Raw genomic sequence first — 26,179 nt, 5'->3', positions numbered from 1 at the left:
CCCCGGTATCGGACGGGGGAGGGGGAGGGAGTACCGATACCGGGGTGGCAGGCATGGCTCAATGCAGAACCAGCGAGTACAGATAATACGCCTGCGCCGGACCAAGTCAATACCCGTCAGTTCAAAAATTACCCGCAAGGGCCATAAGGCATGGCCGCCCCGTCTTTAGAAACGTCGGTACATCAAGGCTTCGGCGAGATGGCTGCGGTCAAGCAGGCCGGCGCCGCCGTCCAGGTCGGCGATGGTGCGGGCCACCCGCAATGTGCGGTGATAGGCGCGGGCGGACAGCCCGAGCCGCTCCAGCGCGCTGTCGTACCAGCGGCGCTCGGCTGGCCCCAGCGCGCAGTCGCGCTCCAGTTCCCGTGCGCTGATCTCGGCATTGGCGCGCCCCGCCCGCATCAGGCCGTGGTGGCGCGCCTTGATCACACGCGCCCGGACCGTCGCCGAATCCTCGTCCTGCGGCCCGGGCGGCGCCCCCAGTTCACCCAGCGGAACGCGCGGCACCTCGATGCCCAGGTCGATGCGATCCAGCAGCGGTCCGGAAATGCGGCCGCGGTAGCGCTGCACCTGATCGGGCGTGCACTGGCAACGCTGGCGCGGGTCGCCCGCATAACCGCAGGGACAGGGATTCATCGCTAGGGTAGTCAAGTCATATTGATCGAATATTGTTCCCGGCAGAGAAAGCGCGGCCTGGGTGAATAGCAAGACGCGCTCGCGTACAGACTAGATCTGTGGGTCGGAAATCAGCGGTCTCGCCCGCTCACGATGTTGCCTGCACCTCGAGCCAATTCAAGGAGCCTACGGGCCGCAAGGAACTCTGAGCAACGCCAGTCCTCGATCACTTGCCTTTCTTGGACGAGGTAGGAGCAGGTGCTGGGGCGGGGGAAGGTGCAGCTACGGGCGAACCTACACGTGGCATTTGTGCACTGGGTGCGCCGCGTGAGTTGTCGGTGGACCCGACTTTGTTCATCAGAGCTGACGGCATGCCATCGTGAGTCAATACATTGCGGCTATTTTTCTCGGTCATAGCGGTGCTCTTGATAGATAACTGAGGACGGCGAGTCATCACTTGCTTGACCGCGGCGGCGCTGCAGGAGCCGGGGTGGGGGCCGGCGCCGGCGCGGCGGCCGCGGGCATTGCGGCGCTGGGTGTGCCCTTGTGCACGACCTGCATCGTTGCGGATACATGAGCCTCGTTCAAGGCTTGGGTCGACGTAGTCGGCGGTGCTTTTTGGTTTGTCATGTCAGTTTTCTCCTTATCGTGAACATTGGTCCACACGAACGCGACGGTGAAGCCAACGGCAGCAAAGAAGACAAAACCAGCCAATGGGTTCAGCCAGTTCAGAGTCTTCCCGGCACGACTCTGCTTGTTGAAATACTCGTCCTTGCAGTTGATGAAATACTCTTGCGCCGCATCAATACTCGCGCGATTGGCTTGTGCCCCCATGGGAAAGGTCGCCAACATGAGAAGTAGCGACGTTGCGAAAAGCACCCAAGATGTCTTGAGGGTCCAGAGTGCTTGCGCGGTGGCCAGTGGCACGACGTCCTTGATGAAAGTGACCGATAGCGCCAGTGCGCCCGTGGAATAGGCCAGAATCGTGTTGTCGTACTTATCGCGGTTCGCACGTTCTCGCGTCTGCTGTTCGGTCCAGTACGTGTCGAACAGCGCCCGACGACGCTGTGTCTCGTCGTCAGGCGTTGCGGTCTGGTCGGTTGGCTCGCCGGTATCGTCGATCATCTACGCATCCTTGTCGCGGTCAGTGCGCGCACATGCCGACTTGGCTCCGGTAGCCCTCCGAAGCTTGCTCGGCAACATCCTGTCCAATTCCGCTTCGCCGAAGAAAAGCTCCTCTGATTGCTTAAGGGCTTTTTGGGCGGCGCGATAGGCCGCTGTATCGGTGCGCGGCGCTGAGCGGTAGATGCCTTCGAGTGTAACATTCAGCTCGTCGCGCCGCGTTCGAATGTGAGCCGGATCGACCCCGTCACTCATGTCCACGAGCAACGACAGCAGCGCCTCACGAACGGCCCAGAGTTTTGCGGCGACTTCGGTGTGGACTTGCGCTCGGCGCGTCGTCCCTGCTTCCTTGAAGTACAAAGTCACGCCGAGCAATGCCGTGGACACCGCCGCGCCCACGATGGTGGCGGCATGGGAGTCCCCGAGCAACGCCAGCAAAAAGCTGCCGGATGCGATCGCGGACAAGACGATCTCCGTGACTTTGACCACCCTGTATCGGACGGTGCATCGGTCAGCCATCTTTTCGTGCGCCTTGTGGGTGTAGGCGGCTCGTCCGTACATCTCGCGGAGCTGACTTTCCAATGTCGGCTGCGCCGCCTGACCAGGCACGTCACTCGGGGAAGGAAGTTCCATAGATCTCGCGGTACTTTTGTCGGGCAGACCAGTTGTGATTGGCCAGTTGGTATTGGATGGCTTCGAGCGCGCGCAGCTCCGCCGAGCGCGCCTTGTATTGAAAGGCGTCGCCCCGGTAAACATAGGAGCCGCTCCCTGGCGCCTGCCAGTACGTCTTGTTGGGATCCAGGCCAGCAAGGTACTTGAAGAAGTCTCTCGTCAAATAGTCGTAGTACGCATACGAGTTTTGGCGATGCTCCCATGTCGCGATGAATTGGTAAGCAAGCGTGTCAATCAGCATGCCGCTCATGCCGACTTTGTTGTGATCCCGCCACGCGCGCACCATTCGGCACAGCGACACCAGATTGTTGTTGCATTGTGCATTGCGAGCTGAGAAGGCGGCCATTTCCTGCTTCGGTTTGCATTCACGCCAGGTGCCCCCGCCATTGGAGTCGGCGAACGTGTACGTGTCGGCGACGTTCGAAAAGGCCGGCAAGATTTCGAACCGGATGCCATCCGTGAAATGGATTACTACGACTTGTCCGTCTCCGGCCACCACGGAGGTTGGGTAGGTGTTCTGGATGGAATTTCTCACGTAGGCCAGGAGGGCGGACTGTCCATTACCCGCGTGGCGATGGAAGCGCTCATACAGCGCCACCGGCAACTCGTAGACGACGTCGACGTCACTGACGGAAGGAATCGAGGTATTGCGGCCATAGGATCCGACGTAAAAGCGATTGGCGCTCTTGGAGTCGAGATTCCTGAGATCGTGGTTGAGCTGGCCGACAATGCGTCCCGTCCGAGCAGCGACGGAATCGCGCTTGTCTCGGCCGATCGTCAACGCGCTACAAAAATCCGTGAACCACTGCCCCTCGCCCATTCGCCTTCCTTTCCTTAAAGCGTCAGTTCCACAGCCTGTATCACCAGCGGAAATCTTCTCCCCTCTAGAGGCCGTCGATCATGGGTTCCAGGGCCGCGACCGTGAGGACAAGTCCCTGCTCCAGAAACGTGTCGAGCATCTGTCGCGCTGTACGCGGCGGGTTCTTCAGCGATTCCCGTTGCGCGCGCACCGCGGCGAGCACCGCGCCCGGATGCAGATCAACCAGGTGGCGCACGAAGGTGTCCGGGTGCTGCGCTTCGATGCCCTTCGGACGGAGCACGTCGACGGGGAAGTCCTTCAAATTGAAGGTCACAATGACGTCGGCACGACCGCAGATGGCGGCCGCGAGCACGTGGCGATCGTTGGGATCCGGCAGCGTTAGGCCCGCTTCCAGATCCTCGTAGCCGGTGACTAGGCAGTCCAGCACCGCCGCGTTCATCGCTCGGCGCGTGTGGGCCAGCTGCTCGGGTCGCAAATCCGGCCGCTTGGCCTGCAGGGAGCGGATCCACTCGTCGTGGATCCGCTCCGTCCAGCGCGCGCGGAACGTATCGGTGCGCGCCAACTGCATGAGCAGGTCGCGCAGCGGCGCCGGGTACAGCACGCAGGCGTCGTACAGCGCGACAAAGGCCATCAGTAGCCCAACCCCAGGTCCTGTGCCTGGGCGGCCAAGGCTTCCATGGCGACCTTGCCCTCGGCGTCCCGCTTGGCCTTGTAGGCCATCACGTCGCGGGCGTAGATGCGTCGATGCGTGCCCACCATGTGGCACGCGATGTCGCCGGCGTCGATCAGCGCGACCAGGAACGGGCGCGACACATTTAATAGATCCGCAGCTTGTTGCGTGGTGAGCTCGGCGTGGAGCGGCATGATGCCCACGGCGCGACCTTCGGCCATGTTGGCCAAGATATCCACCAGCATGCGCAAGGCCACGATCGGCACTTCGATGACGTCGTTGCCGTCATGAACGCGCAGGCGCGCGCTGTCGCCCTGGCCGAGGCAGGCGGCCAGCAAGCGGCTGCTGGAGAGGGCGAGTTCCGCCTCATGGGCCGTCGGCGGGGCCGGCGGGCTGGGCGGAAGGGTGTTACGTAGTGCGGCCATGAGGCGCCTCCTACTTCAGGTCCTGGCTCGACGGAGCGCGGGCTCCGGTTTTCCGTAGCGGCCATGTTCGGCTTTACGGAATAAGGCCATCTTGCAGCATAACTGCAATAAACGCAACAATCGAAATACACGAAAGGCAACTAGCGGACGGGGCCGCGCGCGTACCACAGGCGCCCGCTTCCGTTTGTGGCTTCGAGGGCAGGTGCGTGGCATCAGCATCGGTAGCCGTGCAATAACGTAGGTGCCCCCTTTGCGCGGCTTCCATTTCCGTTGACAACGCCAAGACGAAGCAGGCGCGGCGAGAGGTACTTCATGGCTCAGTTGGCCAAGGGCACGCCGTGATCCGCACCCCCTTGACATGGACGCCGCCCTTTTGGCGTGGCATGCGATGAGCTGGACGAATACCGGCAAATCGCCAGGACTTGGCTTCGACCGTCACTTTGAATGCGTCATGCCCCAACTCGCCCTCTAGTTATAGGGAGTGCAGGAAGTGAACCTGACCTGACCCTCTTTCCGGACGCTCTGGTGTATACACCGCAGTACTTCCGTCCAGGACGTCGTTAGGACCGCATCCCGCGAGATGAGGCCATGCCGATGCGATTCCCACATCGCTACTCTCTGATAGGAGCCGATGGGTCCATGGGCGATGTCGCTTTTATCGCGGTCGGCATCCATGCCTCTTGCCGCATGACATGAGCATCAATGGCACGAATGACCCTGGCGGGATTGCCGGCCACGAGTGTGTGTGGCGGCACATCGCGCGTGACTACAGAACCGGCGGCGACGACCGCGCCATCGCCAATGGTCACCCCTTTCAGGATGAGGCTGCGTAACCCGATCCAGACATGGTTGCCAATGGTGATGGGCGCGGTTTTGCCAGGCTTCGCATGGTCTACGACGTCGTGGGAATCGGTATCCATGATGCGCACGTCGTCAGCGATCAGGACGTGATCGCCGATCGTGATGCGATGGGTGGCATAGACCGAGGCGCCATAATTCATGAACACGCGATTGCCGATGCGTAGCTCGGCGCCATGTCCGCTGACCAAGGAGACGCCATCCTTGGCACAGAAATAATCGCCAAGGGTGAACACGCCGTCGTTGACGACAGTACATCGACCATAGAGCCGACAATGACCACCTCGGTGGTTGAGCTTGGTCGCTGCGATCGCGGCTTGCACGATCGCGCGGCCCTTCCTGAAAAATTTCACCGCAACTTCCTTATTCACACGTCCGTAGAGCGTCAACTGTCGTTGCTCAGTCGCCAGATGGAGACGGCGGGACGCAGTATTCCAACTCCAATGCCTCGGCTGTAGAACAGTTGTTCTGCTCGTTGAGGATCACCAAACAGCCATCTACGAAGCAACCTCAACGTCAAAGTCATCCATAAACTTTATCGCATCAACGACGCGACTAATGACGAGCTCTCTCTCTGAATCGGTAATTTCAGCACCCGCAACACCGTTCTTCATCATTTTTAGAGGAAAGAGATACTCACACCCCTTGTTTATCGATGGATTCCAACCAAGCTCCCGTTCTATTTCGTAATAGCCATAAACATCTTTGTATCCGATATGGAAGCGATCGATGGACATGACTTCATATCCACTCGAATGCCGAACATGCTGGGCAGTTAGCTTGTAATAGCTCGACATTTAGTTTCCACCCGTAATTACGTTTGTCACGTTCGGATTCTTCTGCAAAATAGGAAATTCAACGGTGTTAAAGATTGATGTCGGACGTGGATTGTTCAAAATGCCGATGCAAACACCAGACGCACAGTTGGCATACCTGCTCGAAGTGTTTACCCAAAGATTCAGAGCCTGCTCCTGCGTTATGCCGGGAACCCCTCCACTAAATAGCTGAAGATTGTCTAGCCATGCGCCACCAGGTGTCATTTCAAGAGTGGTCTTTCCACTGGAGAGCGCGAAAGTTTCAGCTACGGTCCGAGCCCCAGGTCCTGAATAGAAAACCGCAGCATTAGGGGAGGAGGCCACATTTAGCTGATCGGAAGAAGTCAGCAAGTACTTATAAGCCATGTCGGGCGACATTGCCGACAACGCATCTTTGCTCAGGGGGACGGCACCATCTAGCATGACACCGTCTGTAGATGTTACCCATCTAGATATTCCACCCGCCTCGGCGTCTGCCGTTGCCGATGCCGCCGGTGCATAGACCTTCACCGTCGACAGCGACGGGACGTTAACCGAACCCAACGACATGCCGCCCGCCACGCCCACGGCACCGTAGAGCAGTTCCGCCGCTTGCGGCGAAATACCAAATGCCTGCTGCAACACATAGCCGCCGATGGTTTGCGTCGGTGCGCCATTCCACGCCGTGCGCACGCCGGCTTGCGTTTGATCGACGCCCCATACCGCCAGTGCGGTGCCACCCACAGCTACGCCACAACCCGCACCCAGCGACTCGGGGCATGCAGCCGCGCCACCGGCCGCCAACACCGTCCCTGTGGCGGCGGATGCTGCACCACCTACGGCTTGCAGAGCACCACCGGCACGCGTGAAGGGGTGCCCGTAGCTGTTGTTGACGTAGGTAAGGTTATCGAGCACTTTGTCGCCCGCGCTGTAATCGAACAGCGGGTCGGCCACCGGCACGCTCATCCCACTCGGAATGACAACGGTTCGGGTATATGTCTGCTGACTAAGCAGTGCCCGGTCATCGGCATACTGCGGCTGATTACCCAGCGCTTCGAGCTGGCTGTAGTACGCATACTCCGGACTATCTTTGGCGTACTCCGTAGAGCAATGGACGAGCGCGCAAGACGCAGCACTGAGATCGGCTTCTCTCTGAGGATCACCACCCGCCAATTGTTTGATGCGTTGCTTTTCTGTTTCGTGCAACTGCCTGTTGAACTGCTCGCCCTGCAACGCCGTCGCCGCACCTGCACCACCGCCGGCCGCACCGCCGATGGCGGCACTCGCCAAGTTCATCAAAGTGTTCCGTTGTGCCGGATCGGTGATGTGCTGGCTGTCCAGATACTCTTGCATCTTGGCGCTAGCCGCTTCACTCGCCGCCGCACCCACCGCACCGCCGACGACATCGCCATTGCCCAGCGCCGCCGTGCCCGCGCCTACCAGGCCATGCAGAAGAACTTTGTTGGCACCGCCATCCTGCCATGACTTCTGTTCCGCGTCGGTGGTAGCGTGGTTGGCCATGTAGTCGGCGATGCTGCCCGCCGTGCGCATGCCCACATATCCAGCGACCTGTCCCATCTCCTGCTGCTCTTGTACCTTCTGCAGGTCGAAGATCGGCTTAAGACCTTGCTGGTCGAGCGTGGCGGTGCGATCCAGCGCACTGAGATCGGCGTTGCCACTGCGCACGGTGATCGTGCCTTGGGCGATGCCCGCCTTGGTAGTGCTGCGGCTGCTGTCACTTTGCGGCACACCGATGCCTGGCGCGATCCCCGGCGGTCCACCGATCGATCCTCCACCGGTGCCGGCACCGATACCAACGCTGCTCGCGCTGTAGTCGGCCTTGTTCTCGATGTTGCTAAAGGTCAGGCTGCCGGTGTCAAGGAGGTTTTTATTGGCGTCGGCCGTGCTGGCGATCACGCCACCATGAAGGTCGGTGTTGCCCTTGACGTGGATATCGAAGCCGCCATCGCCGGCACCAATGCCACTGACGGTAGTGACGCTGGCGTAGTGGCTATCGATGTTGCTTTGGTTGTAACTGCCGCTGGCACTGGCCCCCATACCCACCACGACTTTGCCGCTGGCTTGTTGCTGTTTGCTGGCGTAGTCGTCGGTGTCTTGTTCGCTGCGGATGTTGAGGTTGCCGCCAATGTCGGCGAGCACGGTGTTGCCCTTGGCTTGCGCGCCCTGGATGGTGGTGTCGCCGCCGCTGATCAGGGTGAGCGTGTCCGTGGCATCCACACTGGTGGTGGCATGCGTGGTGCCATTGCCGTGCGCACTGCCTTTGCCCACCGAGGCTTGAGCGTAGAAGCCAATACCGTCCGAGCCGATCTGCACGCCGACACCGCCGCTAGCATTCTTGTTGGTGTTCTTGAGGGTGTGATCTTCCGCCTGGCTTAGTAGGTTGATGTTGTTGGCGGCCATGAGGCCGACGTTGTCACCGCTGATCTGGCTGCCAATGACGTTGAGGTCGCCGCCGGTGGCGGCAATGACGACATTACCGTTGCTTTGGATGGTGCTGCCGTAGGCGGTTTCGTCATGAGTCACGGTCTTGCTACTGGCACTGCTGCCACCGATGCCCAACTGCAGGTTGATGGCGCTGTTACCGTTGCTGCCATTGGCAATGGCGTTGGCACTTTGGACCGTGTCGTAGGCGGCATAGCCGGCTTGCGCGGCATACAGGGCTTTGAGTCGGTCGTCCTTCACCTCGCTGCCTCGCTTGGCGCTGGCGACAACGCCTTGCGCCGCCGTCACGGCGGCCCCACCCAAGCTCAACGTGAGGCCGCTGCTGCTTTGCTTCTGGGTCTGCGTGGTGTCGGTGGCGCCCAGCGCCGCATCGATGGTGACGTTCTTGCCCACGATGGCGGTGCCGGTGTCGCTGAGCACCGTCGCATTGGTCAGATGCACGTTGTTGCCGGCGCTCATGGTCACGCTGCCGCCGAGGCTGCCCACGGTAGTCCCGGTGGGCGTGGTCTGCGTCAGCGTGGCGTCCTGGCTCTGCTTGGCTTGGCCCACCATCACGCCGACACCGGCACCCATCAGGCCGCTCTTGGTCTTGGAGGTGCTGTGGTCTTCCGTGTGGACGTCGTTGGCGGTGTTGAGCGTGAGATTGTTACCGGCCACCATGACGATGTCATGATCGGCAACGACCTGTGCGGCGGTGGCGGCCAGGTCGTGACCGGCGGCCATGGATACGCCGCTGCCGCTGATCGTGGTGCCGATGGCGAGGCTGTCGCTCACGCTGTCGTGGGTGCGCTTGGTGCTGCTGGAAAGCAGGCCGCTGCTGGTGGTCTTGGTGTCGGTGACGGTGCTGTGGTTTTCTTGAGCGGTGTTGAGAGTGAGGTCGTGGCCGGCCATCAGGCCCACGTTGCCGTTGGCGCTGGTGATGGTGGCGGACGTCGCAGTGAGGTCGTGGTTGGCGGTGAGGGCCACGCCGTTGGTACCGCTGAGGCTGCTGCCGCGCACGGTGTCGTCATCGGCACGTGTGGTGGTCACGGTATGCCCCGACACAGTCTTGCTGTAGGTCGCCTGGTGGTCAGTGACCGCGTTGAGCGTGAGGTCGTGACCCGCGGCCAGGCCCAACTGGTTGCCCGCACTGAGCTGGGCGCCGGTGCTGGTGAGGTCATTGCCGGCAACCAGGGCGAGGTTGCCACCGGCCTGGATGGCGGTCACCGCATGGGTAGTGGATTCCTGGCCGTTGGAGGCACCTCCCGTGCGCGTGGTGTGGCCGGTGGCGTTGAGTGTGAGGTTGTTACCGGCGACCAGTTGCGCGTCACCCACGGCCGATATCTTCGATGCCGTGGCGGTGAGGTTACGACCGGCGACCATGGCGAGGTTGCCGCCCGCCTGGATCGGTGCCACGCCGGTGGTCAGGTCGCGACCCGCCGTGAGCGCCATGTTGCCGTTACTGGTGATGCTGCCGGTGTTGCGCAGATCACGCCCGGCCGCCACGCTCACCGTACCGCCGCTGAGCGTGCCGGTATTGATCGTGTCGTTGCGGGTGGCGATGGCGAGGGTGCCGTTACTCTTCAGCGCACCGGTATTGATCAGCGTGTCGGCACTAAGCCAGGTGCCCTGAGTGCCGCTGATGGTGCCGTCGTTGCGCAACGTGCCGCTGGACGCCACGTTGACGGTGTCGCCGGCGATCAGCGCACCGTCGCTCTTCATGCGATCGGCGGTGGCCTTGGACAGGTACACCACCGGCACCAACACGTGCTGGCCATCGACGACCTGATCGACCAGCCACACGATGTCGGTATCCAACGCCGCGATTTGCGCGGTGGTGAGTGGCGCGCCGAGGCTCAGGCCCAACCGCGCGGCTTCCGCCGCGGCACCGTCCATCAGGGCGCCGTACTGCGCCATCGGGTCGCCACCGTTCACGCTGCGACGCCCGGTGAGCTGCAGGATCTGGTCCATGACCAGGTTCTGTTCGTAGTAGCCGTCGCCCAGGCGCTTGTGGACGTTCGCCGAATCGTCGCCGAGCGCGCGCAGCAGGTAGTCCGAGCTCGTCGAGGCGCCCTTGGCAAAACGCGGCGCCGTGGTGATCAGGAACGGTGCATCGGCATCGGGATGCTGTTGCACCATCGCATTGTTCGGCGGGATATAGCCCGGGAGCGGGCTGTGGGTATCGCCGATGGTTTGTCCGGTGGCCCCGCTCTGATGACCGGGGCCAGACACACTCTGGCCCTGCGCCGCCCCTGCCGCACCGGCACCGTGAACCGCCGTTCCGCTCGCGCTCGCCACGCCGGCCGCGGCGCCGGCCTGGGCGCCGTTGGCGTTCTGGAACGTGGTGCTGCCCGGGTCGGCCAAGCCGCCGGCCGTGATACCACTGGCACCACCACTGCCACCCACGGCGGGCGTGGAGGCACTCCCCGACACACCAGGTGCCGTGCCCCCGTAACGGTTCGTGACATCGGCGCCGTTGATATAAATGGCACCGCCGGCCGTGAGCGTGGCCTTCACACCCGGACCCGCATTGAGCGTGATCCAACCGGGTACCTGGCCGGGTGCCAGCAGTACGGAGGACGTCGCCGTTTGGGTGTCGTACGTCCACCAGTCGCCATCCAGCCAAGTGCGCGAGGGGCTGGTCACCAAGTACTGCGACTGGGTCTGAAGGTCGGTGGTGGTCTGCAGTTGGGCGGTGGGCGCCCATGCGATGTTTTCCACCGTTTCGGTACCCGTGACATCGGTGCCCGGGGCGTTGATGATGAGGTCGTGCCCGGCAGCAACGGTGGACTTGTCGTTGCGGAGCGAACCGCTGAGGTGCATGTCGCCACCCGACACCATCAGACTGGCGGCGCTCTCGGCGGTCACCACTTCATACGCGATGACCGTGGTGGTCGTGTCCGACTGGAAGACTGCGGGCGAGCCTTTACCCTGCGGGTAACCAATGCAACGCAACGATGCCCAGTTGTGGCTGTCGCAATACGCCTGGGCCTTGGCCAGTTCACTGGCATCGACCACCTGGCTGGGATCGATGTTCGGTGGCTGATGCGCTGGATCGGTGTCGGTGTAGCGGTATTGCGGGTCGACCGTGGTCGTGCTGTTCTGCGCCTGCTCGGCCGGTGTAAGGGTGACCCAGCCAGTCTCGAACAGCCGGCGTTCGTTGGTGATCTGTTGGGCGGCGAGGTTGAGATCGCCCTCGGCCTGAATTAGGCCGGAGCGGTTGAGCACGGACTGCGCCCGGTTGCCGGCTGCATCGGCCGCAATGCTGAGGTTGCCGCCGCTGTAGAGCTGGGCATCGAGGTTGGCGAGCGTGCCGACATGCAGGTTGAGCGCTTGTGACGCGCCAATGAAGCCTTCGCCGTAATCCACCGCCGCCGTCGCACTGCCCAGGTCGCGGCCGTTGGTCAGCGTGCTCGCATCGACATTCACCACGTCGCCGACAATGTTGCCGGTGTTGGTGAGTGTGCCGACGGACACGTTCAGCGTGTCGCCTTCCAGGGTGGCACCCTGCTGATTGTCCAGGTTGCCGCTGACATGAATATTGGCGACGCCGCTGCCATCGTTGGCGCTGGCGTTGATCATGGCGCCGTTGGTGTTGATGAGGTTGGCGGCAGAGAGGTCCAGCTCGCCCTGGGTTTGCAGCGTGCCCTGGTTGGTCAGCGTGCCGTCGACGGTCAGGCTGAGCACGCCATCGCTTTCCAGGCGCTGGCCGGCGAGGTGGGCGTAGTCGCCGGTGACATGAGCGTCCAGCAGCTGGCTGCCGTAGAGGCGGCCGATGCCGTTCAAGCTGGCGAAGATGGCGTGCACCACGGCGCCATCCACTTCGCCGCCATCATTGGTGAGCGTCGGCGTGGTGAGCCATAGCGTGCTGGCCTGCAGGTGGCCGCCCGTATTGTTGGTGATCTGGGCGAGATTGAGCCACGCCGTGTCGCCAGCGCCTAGTTGGCCGCCGGTGTTGTCGAGCGTGGCACTGCCGTTCCGGAAGCTGAGGTTGCGTGTGGCGTAGGTCGTGCCGCCGGTGTTGTTTAGCGCATCCACGCTATCGAGCGTGAGATCGCGCTGGGCGACCAGTGTGCCGTTGCTGCTGTTATCCACGCTCGCCGTGCTGAGCGTGACATCGCCACCGCGATTGCCGATCGTGCCGCCGCGGTTGTCGAGAGTGCTGCCAGAGATAATCTGCAGTGCGGCATCGGGACTCGATGCATCACCTGCGAGCAACTGGCCACCGACGTTGTTGACCGAGGCCGCCGTGATCGCCGCCGCGCCGGCGGCATCGAGCTGGCCCGCACTGTTATCGAACGTGCCGTTGGCGTTCAACGTCAGCGCGCCGTGGGTTTGCAGTACGCCGCCGTTGCGGTTGAACAGGTCGCCATCACTGGCGAGGGACAGGTCACCCTGGGCAGAGGTGGTACCGCCGCTGTTGTCGAATGCGCCTGCGTGGATGCTAGCCGTACCCTCCGCCCCGATCAGGCCACCGCCGGTGTTGGTGATGGCCTGGGTGGCGTTGAGGCTGAGCGATCCATCACTGCCGCGCTGGATCAGCTGGCCGCCCGTGTTGTCGAGCGTGGTGGCGATGACCGTAACCGCATCGGTGCCATCCATGGCGCCGCCTGCATTGGTGACGGCGCTAGCCGATGCCGATTGCCCCTGTACGGTGAGGGTGTCGTTGGCGTGGATCTGCCCCTGGGTGTTGTCGAGCGTGTCCGCCTGCAGGTGGACGTGATCGCCATAGAGCCCCTGGGGGACACTCGTGCTCAACGTGTTGCGGTTAAGCAGTGAAGCCGCCTGGACAGTAAGGTCGCCGCCGGCGGTCACGGTGCCGCCGTTGCTGTTGTCGAACGTGCCGCCGATGGTCGCATCGATGGCCTGCTGCGTCTGGATCGTGCCGCCGTGATTGCTGAGGGAGCCCGCGCTGAGTGCGAGCGCGCCGTTGCCGACCAGAGTGCCGCCGTCGTTGATCAGCGCCCCGTCGCTGCTGACGGTCAGCACATCGTCACTGGCCGCTTGCAAGGTGCCGGCCGTGTTGTCGAGTGAGCCGGCATGCACCCTCGTCGCACCTGCCGTGGCGAGGGTGCCGAGGGTGTTGTCGAACGCCTGGGTGACGGTGAGGACCGTAGCATCGGTGCCCGCAGCCTGCAGGGTGCCGTTCGCGTTGGTCAGCGCCTGCGCGGTGAGTTGCAGCGCCCCGTTGGTGGCGATCTGTCCGCCGGTGTTGTCGAGCAGGCCACGCACCGTCAGGTTGAGTGGGCTGCCACCTAGGGCCTGCAGGGTGCTGCCCGCCGTGGTGAGCGCATCGGCGTTGACGGTGACACTCTGCGCGTAAATGGTGCCGTCACGCAGGTTGAGGGCGCCGCCGTGCAGGGTGAGGTCGCCGTTGCTGGCGATCGTGCCACCTTGACCGTTGAGCGTGGTGGCGGTGATCGTGGCCCCGCCTTGGCCGGCGTGCTGGATCACGCCTTGCGTGTTGTCGAGTGTCGACGCACTGACGGTCAGGTCACCATCACTGGCGAGGGTGCCGTGCTGGCTGTTGTCGAGCAGACCATGGGTGGTCACGGTCAGGAGTGACCCGGCGGCCTGGATCGTGCCACCCTGATTCACGAGGTCGCCACCGGTCACGGTGGTTGCACCCATGGCGGCCAGCGTGCCCCCGGTGTTGTCGAAACGACCGGCGACGGTAAGGCTCGTCGCCGCGTGGCCGGCGGCGGAGAGCGTGCCTTGCGTGTTGGTGAGGGTTTGCGCCGTGAGTTGCAGCGCGCCGTTGGTGGCGACGGTGCCTGCCGTGTTGTCGAACAGGCCGCGCACCGTCAGGTTGAGCGGGCTATCGCCCAGGGCCTGCAGGGTGCCGCCCGCGGTCGTGAGCGCGTCGGCATTGACGGTGACACGCTGCGCATAGGTCGTGCCGTCGCTCAGGTTGAGTGCGCCGCCGTGCAGGGTGAGGTCGCCGTTGCTGGCGATCGTGCCACCTTGGCCGTTGAGCATGGTGGCGGTGATCGTGGCCGCGCCTTGGCCGGTGTGCTGGATGGTACCAGCCGTGTTGTCCAGGGTCGCTGCGCCGAGGGTCAGGTCGCCGTCGCTGGTGAGGAAACCCTTGGCGCTGTTGTCGAGCAACCCGTCGGCGGTGACGGTCAGCGCGGCACCCGCGGCCTGCAGCGTGCCGCCCTGGTTGATCAGGTCGTGCGCCTGGACGGTGGTGGCGCCCGCCGCCGCGAGGGTGCCGCCGGTGTTGTCGAGGCGGTTTGTTACGGTGAGATGCGTGGCACCTGTTCCCGCTGCCACCAGTGAGCCGCCTGCATTGGTGAGCGAGGCCGCACTGAGTTGCAACGCGCCGTTGGTGCTGACCTGGCCGCCGGTGTTGTCGTAGGCCTCCTGCACGGTGAGCTGCAAGAGGCTACTGCCTGCCGCGACCAGCGTGCCGTGGGCGGTGCTGAGCGACCCGGTGGTGATCGATACCGCTTGCGCCGAAGTGGTGCCACCGCTGAGATCGGTGGTGGCGCCCGTGAGGAGCAACTGACCGTTGCTGCCGATGGTGCCGCCAGCGCCGTTGAGCGTGGCGGCGTCGATGCGCAGCGTGCCGGTGCCGGCGTGCTGGACGGTGCCATTGGCATTGCCCAGCGTGCCCGCGTGCAGCGACAGGTCCGCGTTGCTTGCGAGGGTGCCACCGTCGCTGTTGTCGAGCATGCCCGTGACCTGCAGCGTATTGGCCGCGTCGCCGGAGGCCGTGATTGTGCCGCCCCGATTGTCGAAGCTCGCGGCGTTGACGGTGACCTGCGTCGCCGCGAGCGTGGCCTGCTGGTGATCGATGGCGCCTGCCGTCAACTGCACGGCACCGGCCGTGGCGATCTTGCCGCCGGCGCCGTACAGCGCGTTCGTCGTCACAGTGAGGCCATCGAGCCCGGTGTGACTGATCGCGCCGCCTTCGTTGATCAGCGTGCCGCTGGTGATCGCCAGCGACGATGCATTACTGGTCAACGTACCGCCGGTATTATCCAGCGTGCCGGCAACCGACAGTGCGGTGGCATCGGTACCGCTGTGCGTAAACGTGCCACCTCGGTTGGACAGGTTCTGGACGTTGAACGCGAGCGAGTTGGCAAAGCTTAACTGACCCGCATCGTTGAGGACGTTGCCGCCTTGAATGCTGGCCGCACCGTTGATGGCTAACGTGCCTCCGCGGTTGCTCAGGTCACCACCGGTCAGCGTGAGCTGACGCAAGCCCAGCTGACCACCGTCATTCGACAAGCCGTTCGCGGAAGTGAGATCAAAACCCGCCGCCGCGCTGATGCGACCACCGTCGTTGTCGAGTAACCCGGTGATATGCAGCACGCCATCGGCGAGCGATGCGACCGGTGGTGTGCCAGAGGAGCCGGCATCCGAGGACCCGGTGCTACCACCGGTGCTTGCACTAGGATCGGTGGCCGGCGGGGTGGGCGAACCGCCGGACGACGATGGGCCACCCGCGCCCGCACCGGTATCCGCCACCGGCATGCCGATGCTGCCGCCGTTACGATTGGAGATCGCACCGGCTTGCAGCGACATGCCTCGCAGGCCGGTTTGCGCGATGGTGCCGGCGGCATTGCGCAACGATGCCGCATCGACCGCGATGCGTCCGGCGTTCAAAGTGCCGTTGCTGTTGTCGACGTCTTGCGGCGTGCTGATCGCCAGCGTGTTCGTGGCGGCGATGACACCGGCGTTGCTGACGCCACCACCGGCGATGATCGTCGTGTCTCCCGAACCCGATTGCAGGTGGCCGGTGTTCTCCAGTCGGCCATCGACCGTTACGATCACATCACCCACCGACGCGGCGATGGTGCCGGCGTTCTTCACGCCCACGCCTTGCTCGTTGGCGAGCAGAACGATCTTGTTGGCGTACATACCGCCCAGTGCACTCGTGTCGAGTGCCAAGGCGGGTTTGGTGCTCACACCGGTGATCGACGTGATCTGGCTCTGATCCGCGCTAACCTGATTGGCACCGAGCGTCGCCTGGAGCTGTTGTGCGTAGATCGCACCCTCCAGTACGGCCGCACGGGCGATGATGTCGGTATAGTCCGCGCGCGACGCATCCAGACCGTTGCCGGTGACCTGAACGACACCGTTGCCGCTGACGCGATACCCCTCGAGCGCACCGCCGTTCAGCACCGGCGTGCCGGTCGTCAACGTCACGCGGGATGCGTTCAGGAAGCCGCCCCCATCCACGGCAATACCCGCGGGGGACGCGATGACGACCTGGGCTTTATCACCCGCGACTTCGATATAGCCACCCAAGGCGGCCGGCGAGCTGCCATTGACCTGGTTGACGATGACCCGGGCCGTGCCCGTCGCCAAATACGGATTGCCGCCGATAGTGCCGGCCAGGGTGGTTTGCGTATTCGTGCGCGAGTTGTTGAGCACCGCGCCATGCGAGTCCACTTGGAAGGCGCTGTATTGATTCGTCGAAACGCCTTTCGCCGACGGGGTGGTGATGTTGACGAGCGCGGCGTTGCCGGGAGAACCCAGCACGGTCGGGCGCTGGTTACCGGGGGCATTCGGATCGGAGGTGATGAGTCCGGCGACCTGGCCCGCGCTCGCCGGTGCGATCACGCTCACCAAGCCCAGCGCAACCCAAGCGGCGAAGCTCAGCCCTTTGAGTGCCAGTGCACAGCTTGTCTGCGTGACGGTCGCCCCAGCCGCGCTCGCGACACCACCATCAGGCCGATGGGCCAGTTCACTCGCAACCTGCACCACGCGAAGGCTCTTGTTCCACACCAGACGATACTGCGTGTTCATCCGAAGCTTCCTTGTTCTTAATTGCGTTCAAGCGGCAAACAGCAAAGCCGCGCACTCGCATGCGCTCATGTTCGATTTAGTAGGACCACGACAGACTGAAACCTGCGGTAGGGCTATCGGTGGGGAAGCCGCGGGGCTTGCTGATGGGGGCGCCGGCAAACACATCCCAGGCCAAGCCCCGCCACCCGCCGCGTATGCCAAGCACACCGCCGGCCAGTGTCTGTCCCAATTCCCATTGCGTAGGCGGCCCGCCGACATGGCCGACGTCGAGACCGAGATACAGTTCCTGGCCGCCGAATACGGTCCAGCCGAGGTCGTTGCGCACCAACCAACCGTGGTCACCGGTGAGCTGGAGCTCTCCGTCGTATCCTCTGACCGTATAGCGCCCGCCGATGGCGAGGCGATCCTGCGGGACTAACGACGTCTGACTCCACTGGGCACGCCAGCTGCCGATGTAGCGGAAGCGCTGATCACCGAGCTGGAACGGCAGCGTGAGCGTGGCGTCGGCGGTGATGATCTTGGGGCGCGCCGTACCCTCATCGAAGGCTTCTTCGGGGGCATGAAGCGCATTGAACGCCCCGGTGCCGCGGTGATAGGCGGCGTCCGCATCGAGCGTGGCGGCACCGATGAATTGCTTATAGGTGAAGCCTGCTTCCCAACCGCCCTGGCGACGGCGCTGCACGAGCACTTCGGCGTCGTCGATGAAGTTATTGGAGTCGCGCTCCCACGCACGGACGTAGCCACCGAACTTGATGGTGGCGTTGCGGTACAGCAGGCGGCTCAGTTTGAGGTCGGCGTTGTGGCTTGTGCCGCTGTAGACGTAGTTCTGGGCGTAGCCGGCGACCGTCTGGTGATACGTGTAGCCGCTCGCGGTGGCGCCCAGCAGCCAATAGCCGTAGGGCACGTCGTAGTGCAGCGTGTAGCTGCGCGTGCCTTTGTCGTTGCCATCGAACACCGACTGGCCGAGATTGGCGTAGAACAGGTCGTTCCCCGTCAGCAGGTTGTCCAGCGACAGCGTGGCGCCACCCTGGAACTTCCCCGTGGCCTGGCTGCCGGAGTCGTCGAGGCTGACGGCGATGCGTGCGGGCGCGGACTGTTTCCACACGATGAGCAGGTCACTGTCGCCGGGCTGGGCATCGGCACCCTCAGCCGGTGCAATCTTGATATCAGCCTCAATGGTCGGCACCCGTTTGAAGTTTTCCAGCGCCTGTTCGATGTCACGCAGATTGAGCAGGTCACCGGGGCGCGCCGGTAACGCATCGCGCCACGAGGTAGCCCGTGCGTCCACACCCGGCGCAAAGCGAATGGCGTGGATGCGGCCGGGAATAACGGTGAGCGTGAGTACGCCGGCGTGCAGGTCCTGCGGTTTGGCCAACACGCGCGTGGTGACATAACCGCGCGCGATAATCGCGTTCTGGAGGCGTTTCATCACCACGTTGATGCCGGCGCTGCCCAGGCAGCGACCGGTGGCGGGATCACCCTTGATATCGGCGGCTTTCAGCGCCCACTGGAAACGCGCGGCGTCGTCACCGTCCAGACGAATCGCCTGGATAGGAAAGCAAGGCGCTTCGTTGGCAGGGATGCGGTCGGCCGAAGCTTGAGCTTCGCGCGGCAGGCGCACATCGGGCGTGGTTTCCTGCTGTTCACGCAGCGCGCGCTCGCGCTCCTGTTGACGCAGCAGCTCCTGCGCGGCCGGATCGACCGCCTGCGCAAACGCCGGCGTGAGATAGACCGTCGTCCCCAACGCGAGCAGCGTACCAGGGATCAGCCAACGTAATCGCCACCACCGTGGCACACCATGATCCATCACCACACAGACATCCATATCCCCAACCGCTCCCGCCGCTGATAAAGAGGTGCCCGGAACCGCCCACCGCCTTCGGGGGGGGGGGCAAGAGTCAAGCGGTTCCGGGCACAACAAGTCAGGATGGAACGTTAGTGGGTCGCGCGTCTGTTATGAATCGGACAAATCTGAAAATGGATAGGAAACTTCGTCGAGCGCTGTTCGCTAGCTGTCGAGCCCGGACGAGTGCATTTTCAACGGAGATCGAGCCCCGCGAACCGAGCCAAGGGCAACCTGCCACGTGTGACAGGTGAATGGACGGGGATCCTTCACCGGATGATCTTCACGTTGGACGACACACGCATTCGCACCATCGAGCAGGAGCGCGCTGGCTGATGTGTCGCGACCGTCACTTTTCCTTAGGTCTACCTCACGATCACCTTTGGGCAATTCATCAGAGGCACGAGTTTTGTCTGAGATAGTTCTCTTGAATAACCGTCTCAATAGCATGCGGCCTCGCTTCGCGGATACGCCACATCAACTCCATTGCCGAACATTGTGGCTCCTGGTCCGTCAGAATCAACGCCGCCACCGTACCCGCACGACCTAATCCTCCCTTGCAGTGCACGACAACACCTTCACCTCGCTGTAGCGCCAGACGTAGTTGAGGAAGAATGCTCGGCCACACGCCATCGAACCAGACGGAAGGATCCGCGCCTTCCGGCAGAAGACCAGGAATATGGCCATCGAGAATCGGTGCGTAATGCCAATGAATGCCATGCGCCCGGGCTCGCTGTGGTAACTCAGTGACGCCCAGCTCTTCAAACTCCCAAGGAGCGATGAGCGTCACCAGATGGGTGGCGCCCCACGCCTTGATGGCGGCAAGGTCCGTGTCCAGATCGCGATCCCACCGCCCACTCATCGCCATCGATTGCTTCTTACCCGGGCAGAAGGTAATACCGATCTTTCCACCACTCTCCAGCTCAACGGTGCCGATGCGGAGCTTGTGTGTCGCGCTTGTACGAATCGCATCGCCACTGTGACTCTCACGTCCCGCGGCGTGGGCTAGGAGCGATCGCTGCAGATCCGCGACGATGTTCTGGCCGCGCAGCTGTTCTCGCCACGATGGTGGAATACCGTGCAAACCATAGCGGATGCCCGCGATGCCACCGGCGACAGCCGCCGTGGTGTCGGTGTCGTTGCCAAAGGTGATGGCGCGACGCACCGCCTCGGCGTAGTCCCCGGCATGTTCCAATGCCACTCGGGCTGACCATAACGTGTCGACAACGTATCCGGATCCGGCCACGCGATAGCGGTTAGCGGGATCCAGTACCAACGCCACCTCTTCTTCAGGTAGGCCAAGAGCGGGCCCAAGTTTCCGTAACCTCGCCTCCGCATGACTCCACGGCGCCGGTGTCGTCTGAAGTTCCGCACGTGCCCACAGGCAGAGCATGGCGCATGCAACGGCCGAGCGCGGATGCCCATGCGTCGGTAAGGACTGCTCGGCAGCGAGAGTAATCAGCGACTCGTCACTTCCCATGTGCCACAGCGCCAAGGGCAGCACGCGCATGAGTGCTCCATTGCCGTTATCAGACTCCCCGGCTGGCCCGGCCTGCTCAGGCGAGATGCCTGCGCGAAGCCGGTGAAATGCATGCTGCGTCTGAAGCCCGATGTCAAAGACATGGCCATCCACGGCCAGATAGCCCCACTCCGCCCAGTTCAGTAGCTGACCGGCGAAACTTTGAAGATCCAGGCCATCGCGCGCGAGCAGCGAGGAGAGGAGACACAGGGCTTGGGCGCCATCGTCCGACCAGGTACCCGGTGGCACACCCTGGTGTGCCCGGTCAAACGATGCCGGCGGCTCCATCTCGATAGCCGCCAGGGGCGGCAAGTCGGCAGCATCGTGAAACTCGTAGGGGACACCGAGTGCATCCCCAATCAGCAAACCCTGAAGGCCACCTGCCAACCGATCCCGTCGCACGTACAGACTCTCATGGTTCTCCATAGGCCTACCTTACTCCTATGCGCTTCTCAGGCAGTGCATCATGGCTCCATCTCGCGGGCTGAGACGCCACCGTTACCGGTCACGCTGAGCGTTTCGTCAGTGAGCGGGTCCAGCTTATTGCGGTGGGCAGACCACTGCCTGATGCCCGAGACGGCTGAGTTTTTGTTTCCCAAACCTTCCTTACTAGTTACACGACAAGTTTCCCCTCGCGTTCCGCTACGCCAATGGTTGCCGTCATACCTGAATTGAATTCCAGAAAGTCTGCTTCGATCCCATCGCTAAAAATCACTCCGTAGCCGGGCATCTGTGATACCAGCCGCAATGGCTGATTGGCAGTGATGGCACCAAATACCATATTGGTCTGAGTGGTCTTGCTCGGAAAAGGCTCACGCACGGTGTAACGAAGTTGCGGGGCATCCCACGCAAACCCATGCCCCTGCATCGCCTGGACCGCTTTGGGCAACCCATGTCCTGCAATCGCAGTTGCACCGGCTAACAAGCTCTGAAACCAGCCGGTTGAACCCAAACCCGTGGAGACAATGATGCCACTGGACGAGTGATGCTCGATCAGCTCACCTTGCTGGATCTGGTAGCGCGCGGAGATGTGCGTGCGCGGACCAATGAAAAGGTCATTGACTGCGTGAAGCTCCTGGCCATCGCTCAAGGCCGCCCGCGCCATGGTGACGCGACGGCTTGAGCGCTTGCCAGCGAAGACTTCTTTGGCCACGACCTCGACGTCGTCCACACCGAATGGCAGTAAGACACCATCCCAACGCGCCGCATCCGGATTCACGCCCATCACCGGCTGCGTGTTCTTGAGATATTTGAGCGTATTGGCCACAAGCCCATCCTGCCCTAGCACCACCACCAACGCGTCTGGCGCGAACATATAATTGGCCAGGAGCGTGCGATCGAGTCGGTGCACACGGCCGAGACGGGACAACGCCGCCTCGGTCGTCACTACGGCTTGCCCGTACACACGGTGCTCCGACTCGTAGTCGGCAAAGTCGGCACCCAGATGCTCCACGTAAAAGCGCGCCTGCTCAATCGTGTTGAAACGCACGATGAGCTCTTCCAGCCGCGTCTTGCGGGTCACAAGCACGATGCGTCGGTCCGGTGCGCTCATCGGCATTACGCCTTGGCCGGGCGAGGGCGACTCTGCGTCAGCTGCTGCAGCAGATCTGGGGAGATGTTGAGCTCGCCGATACGCTCCGCGTTCTCTGCCAACCCTTGGAAAGCCTGTGCGATAAGCGCACTGGGATCCGCCTGCCCCACCAGAAGCGCTTGCAGCACCTTGGCATCAATGCCGTGGACTGCCTTCATGATGGCCGACACGCCATAGGCCTTGGCATCGGCCTCGGTCTGCGCATTGGTCGCACGCAGCGATGTAAGGCCTTTGTTCTTCTCCTCCAGCGCGATCTTGCCCGCCATCTCCTCGTCCTGGATAGCTTGACGCTTGGCCAACACTGAGCGCTCCGCCTCCAACTGGGCCTCACGGATCTGACGCTTCTTCGCTTCGACGGCGATCTCGGTGTTGAGCTCATTCTCCTTGATGGAGCGCTCCTGCTCGATGGCCGCGTTGCGGCGGACGTAGGTCGCGTCGTCCGCCTGCTTCAAAATCTGCTCCCGCACATGGGCTTCAAGGGCTCGCGCCGTTTCCGGCGTAGGCTTGACCGCCAGAATGGACAGATTGACGAGCTCCAGACCCAGGCTAGGCAGGCCATCCGGTCGTTGCAGCCCCTGTCGGACAACCTGGACAAGGTGATCCGACCCTTGTAACAACTGCTGCAGTGTTTGCCCCTGAAGCACGGAGCGGAGCTGGACCTGCACGGCGTTAACTACGCGCTGGGGAAGCTTCACGTGATCGTCAGACATGTAGGCACCGTCAGGCTTGAGTGTAAAGTTCATCAGACTGACCAGTGTGGCCGGCGCCGCGACCCGATACGTCACCTGGCCCTGGACCGTCACGACCTGAAAGTCGCTGCTCACCTCCTGAAACATGAAAGGCGCGTCCACGCTCTCCATGGGAACGGACACCAGCGAGGCGTGCGGAGCGAAGTACCAGAACGCAAGACCGGACCCTTCCCGGATGGCTTTGCCGTTCTTGTACTGAATCAGATACGTACTGGGGCTGGCCTTGATATAGCGAAAACCAAGCATCGTCATCTCCCTGAGTTAAATCATCAAGCTGCGCGCACGAACCTCATCGAAGGTCCAGCTACGAAGAAGCACCCCGTTCTCCCACACGGTTTCGAGAGCGTGTTCCCAGCCGATGGGAAGCGGCATATCCTCGATGCTCTCGCAATCGGCAGGAACAGGTACCGTCTTATAGGTACCGTACTCACGATGCCGAAGAAGCGTCAGGCGACCGCGCTGCGACACCTTGCCTGCATCCGTGACAGGGGCTTTGAAGACATCCACCCAATGGCCACCGATCCGGGCCGCCGAGCACTTGAGCGCAAACTTCTGCGTATCGCGATTCATGTGTTGTAGGAGCGCACCACCCATGCCAAAGGCGATGTTGTCCGTCGCATAACCTGCGTCGGTGATGCGCTCAAGGATCGCGCGAATACTGTCAGGGTTTACGCCATCGCCCTGAATCACACGCACATGGTTGAGCACCTTGTAACCCTTGCTGTTGATCGTGCTGCCGAAGGCCTCGTCCAGCAGACGCAGACACTCGTGCACGACGTGCACGGGGTCGCCCGAATCGGGACGGATCACCACGGTGGCGCCCGAGGCGATCACTGCTTCACGTAGCGTGGTACCCCAGTGCTCGCGAATGGCCTGGAAGATGTCATAACTGTCAGATACCACGGCAACCAGGCTGCCCGGCTTGGCGAACTGGCTCAGCATATTGCGATAGGCATCGACCTCATGGTCGCGCCCCCAGCTGGTGATCGTGCTGTGCTCGGCGGCCGGGATCGAGTAGCCTGCCATCAGAGCCCCGTAGTACCGGCGGGCAGCAAGCACGCCCGATACCGTGTCCGTGCCCTGGAAGTTGACTAGGTGCGACATACCGCCGATGGCCGCCGACTCTAAGCTCGACACGCCACGTGCGCCGAAGTCATGCAGCTTGAAGGGCAGCTGCGCCTCGGGCGCGTCGCTGGTCCGGTCCAGGAACGCCTTGATGGTCTGCTTCACCTGCCAGCTGGTAGTGGCCACCGTTACCGGGTACCACAGGCGCAACAGCAACGTTTCCAGATAGCTGGGCAACCAGTAAGCGGCGGGATCGGTCGATTCGACCGTTACCAAAGCCTGGTGGGTAGGCACCACGCTGCCTTCGGGCACCGCGCGAATGCGGAGAGGCAATCGCCCGCCGTGAGCACCGACGATGTGGCGCCACCCGATCTCGTTGAAGGGCTCGCCGTGGGCAGCAAAGAAGTCACGCGCCTCATCCACATCGGCATGGGTCACGGGGTGGGCGAGGTATTCCTTGAGAATGGCCTGCAGGCCGAAGAACACCGTACTGTCGTAGCGCCCACCGCGCGACTCCACGTAAAAAAACGTCTTATCCGTGCCAGGCGGGTACTGCAACCAATGGCTGGCCTTATAGCTATCGGTATTGAGGAGGAGATTATTGAGGTACTGCATGACGGAAGCTCCTTCGCGTCGTGAATGACCGGCGGTCTATCCGCCGGCGGATGGACGGGTATCAACCCCGACCGAGGAAAAACTCCAGGATATAAAGGTGGTCCTCAAACAGTTGCGGCCCCATCTCCAGCGCCTGGCTGATCGGAAACCAGTGCGCCTTCTCAGCATCGTCACTGCCTTTCACGGCGGGTAATTCGCCGGCAGGGAAATCGAAGTGATAGGCATGGGTGATGGTGCGGCCACGCAAGGACCGGTCCGGGTGATCAAACACATGCTGGCCCTTGATCGAACCCTTGAGCACGGGCAGCGGGATCTTCAAACGGGTCTCTTCCCGCAGTTCACGCAGGCAGGCGGTTAGGATCGCCTCGTCCTGCTGCACGAACCCGCCGGGAAGTGCCCACAACCCCTTGCCCGGTTCCGAACGGCGACGGACAAGCAACACATGACCCGAATGCACCACCACGGCGTCAGTCGTTACGAAGGTCGGCGGGTAGGGCGCTGCGTGCCAAGCACTGCGGTAGGACTGGATGAAGTGGTACTCCGCCAGCAGTTGGTCGTAAGTGGCGCCGTTCTTCCGAAATGCGTCCAGCATGTCGTACACGGGAGCCGGCACGTTGGCCCGAAGCATCAGCATGCCGCCATGGACGTTGGACTGGCCCGCTTCAAACAGGTAGCGACGGAGCTCCGTGGCCGACAGTGTTTCGGTATGGCGCACATCCACCAGCGGCCACTGCGGGAACTCCTGCAGGTAATAGCTGCTGGCGTCCTTCTCCTGCCCGATAAGCCCGACCCGGGCGTGGGTCTCGCCACCGTCCTTCGTAATGGCCTCGGCTACCGACCGCTGCACGGTGGTGACCCACTGCGCTTCGTTGTAAAGGTGATCTCGCAGCGGCAGGATCATCAGGCGATCCGCCACATCGTCCAATGCGGCACGCATCATCACCGTACGCTCGGCGACGGTCCAAGGATTGCGCGTGGTACGGGGAGTGTCGGCCGAGCCGATGAGAAGAATGAGCTTGCGGGCGAGGCCCAGCGCGTGGCGGGCGACGGCAGCATGGCCGTTGTGAAACGGCTCGAAGCGGCCAATGAAGACCAGGTAATCAAATTCCATGAGGCTCCCTCACGGTGAGTGGATGTCCCAGGTCTGTCCCAGAACGTGAGACGGATGGTACGCCGATACGCGGACCCGTCAATAGGATACGAGGCAAAGCTGCCGATGCAGGGTTTATCCCGACGATGGGGCGCGGCATGAGGCAGACGTATCCGTTCCCAACTGGCTTAATCGTCGCTGCGCGCGCCGCAACGGCTCTAATTGGCCCGCCAGACAAACCTCAAGCGGCTTGGCGCCTCCAAACGATGGGAGCGCACCGTGTCGAAACCACTCGACCGTTTGCGCCATCGTGCCCATGCGGTCGTAGACCACTTCAAGTAGGTCGAGCAAGGCCACGACGTCGTTCTGACTTGGCGTGATCAGCGCCTCCGCCAGTTGTTGTCGCTGGAGTGGCGACAGGCCTAAACCCTGCATAAGGCGCTCGAGACGAGGCTCCCCTGTTCCGGGATCGTAGATGTCTGCAAGGAAATGAAGAAATTCGTCGCGAGGGTAGTTGCCTTCGTCATTCATG

At 62.7% G+C, this 26,179-nt stretch carries 16 protein-coding genes; all 16 read right to left on the bottom strand.

The window, feature by feature from the left end:
* Positions 1-165 precede the first annotated feature (165 nt).
* Positions 166-648, bottom strand: a complete 483-nt coding sequence (locus tag Y882_RS07440; RefSeq protein ID WP_244466279.1) for a magnesium chelatase subunit ChlI family protein — start codon at positions 646-648, stop codon at positions 166-168.
* A 417-nt stretch (positions 649-1,065) separates the two neighbouring features.
* The gene (locus Y882_RS07435; protein ID WP_046971268.1) at positions 1,066-1,737 is read right to left on the bottom strand and encodes a hypothetical protein; all 672 of its coding nucleotides are present in this window, start codon (positions 1,735-1,737) and stop codon (positions 1,066-1,068) included.
* Positions 1,738-2,367 carry an SLATT domain-containing protein gene (locus Y882_RS07430; RefSeq protein WP_046971267.1) on the bottom strand — a complete coding sequence of 210 codons (630 nt, stop codon included), beginning with the start codon at positions 2,365-2,367 and terminating at the stop codon, positions 1,738-1,740.
* Complete coding sequence (locus Y882_RS07425; RefSeq protein ID WP_046971266.1) at positions 2,345-3,226, bottom strand: SMODS domain-containing nucleotidyltransferase; 882 nt, start codon at positions 3,224-3,226, stop codon at positions 2,345-2,347. The genes Y882_RS07430 and Y882_RS07425 overlap by 23 nt, the downstream gene beginning before the upstream one ends.
* Positions 3,227-3,290: 64 nt before the next feature.
* Positions 3,291-3,857 (bottom strand): PIN domain-containing protein, encoded by a 567-nt coding sequence (locus Y882_RS07420; protein ID WP_046971265.1) that lies wholly within the window; start codon positions 3,855-3,857, stop codon positions 3,291-3,293.
* Positions 3,857-4,321 carry a helix-turn-helix domain-containing protein gene (locus tag Y882_RS07415; protein WP_046971264.1) on the bottom strand — a complete coding sequence of 155 codons (465 nt, stop codon included), beginning with the start codon at positions 4,319-4,321 and terminating at the stop codon, positions 3,857-3,859. The genes Y882_RS07420 and Y882_RS07415 overlap by 1 nt, the downstream gene beginning before the upstream one ends.
* Before the next feature lie 611 nt (positions 4,322-4,932).
* Complete coding sequence (locus Y882_RS20870; protein WP_280136520.1) at positions 4,933-5,568, bottom strand: acyltransferase; 636 nt, start codon at positions 5,566-5,568, stop codon at positions 4,933-4,935.
* Between the two features lie 108 nt (positions 5,569-5,676).
* Positions 5,677-5,916, bottom strand: coding sequence for a hypothetical protein (locus Y882_RS07405; protein ID WP_156171358.1), 240 nt, complete (start codon positions 5,914-5,916; stop codon positions 5,677-5,679).
* A 60-nt stretch (positions 5,917-5,976) separates the two neighbouring features.
* Positions 5,977-17,175, bottom strand: a complete 11,199-nt coding sequence (locus Y882_RS07400; RefSeq protein WP_052949764.1) for a hemagglutinin repeat-containing protein — start codon at positions 17,173-17,175, stop codon at positions 5,977-5,979.
* Between the two features lie 76 nt (positions 17,176-17,251).
* The gene (locus Y882_RS07395; RefSeq protein ID WP_425479418.1) at positions 17,252-18,970 is read right to left on the bottom strand and encodes a ShlB/FhaC/HecB family hemolysin secretion/activation protein; all 1,719 of its coding nucleotides are present in this window, start codon (positions 18,968-18,970) and stop codon (positions 17,252-17,254) included.
* 442 nt (positions 18,971-19,412) lie between these two features.
* On the bottom strand, positions 19,413-20,963 hold the full coding sequence (locus tag Y882_RS20545) for an ADP-ribosylglycohydrolase family protein (protein WP_211259139.1): 1,551 nt from the start codon (positions 20,961-20,963) through the stop codon (positions 19,413-19,415).
* Between the two features lie 187 nt (positions 20,964-21,150).
* Positions 21,151-22,089 (bottom strand): diacylglycerol kinase catalytic domain-containing protein, encoded by a 939-nt coding sequence (locus Y882_RS07385; protein ID WP_211259138.1) that lies wholly within the window; start codon positions 22,087-22,089, stop codon positions 21,151-21,153.
* A gap of 5 nt (positions 22,090-22,094) precedes the next feature.
* Positions 22,095-23,123 (bottom strand): SPFH domain-containing protein, encoded by a 1,029-nt coding sequence (locus Y882_RS07380; RefSeq protein ID WP_046971275.1) that lies wholly within the window; start codon positions 23,121-23,123, stop codon positions 22,095-22,097.
* A 15-nt stretch (positions 23,124-23,138) separates the two neighbouring features.
* Positions 23,139-24,557 carry a nicotinate phosphoribosyltransferase gene (locus tag Y882_RS07375; RefSeq protein WP_046971260.1) on the bottom strand — a complete coding sequence of 473 codons (1,419 nt, stop codon included), beginning with the start codon at positions 24,555-24,557 and terminating at the stop codon, positions 23,139-23,141.
* A 61-nt stretch (positions 24,558-24,618) separates the two neighbouring features.
* On the bottom strand, positions 24,619-25,668 hold the full coding sequence (locus Y882_RS07370; RefSeq protein WP_046971259.1) for a bifunctional nicotinamide-nucleotide adenylyltransferase/Nudix hydroxylase: 1,050 nt from the start codon (positions 25,666-25,668) through the stop codon (positions 24,619-24,621).
* A 114-nt stretch (positions 25,669-25,782) separates the two neighbouring features.
* Positions 25,783-26,178 (bottom strand): hypothetical protein, encoded by a 396-nt coding sequence (locus tag Y882_RS07365; protein WP_046971258.1) that lies wholly within the window; start codon positions 26,176-26,178, stop codon positions 25,783-25,785.
* Position 26,179: the final 1 nt, after the last annotated feature.

This window comes from Dyella japonica DSM 16301, from assembly GCF_001010355.1.
GTDB lineage: Bacteria > Pseudomonadota > Gammaproteobacteria > Xanthomonadales > Rhodanobacteraceae > Dyella > Dyella japonica.
Note: the sequence above shows the minus strand (reverse complement) of the source record. Positions and strands in the feature narration are given on the sequence as shown.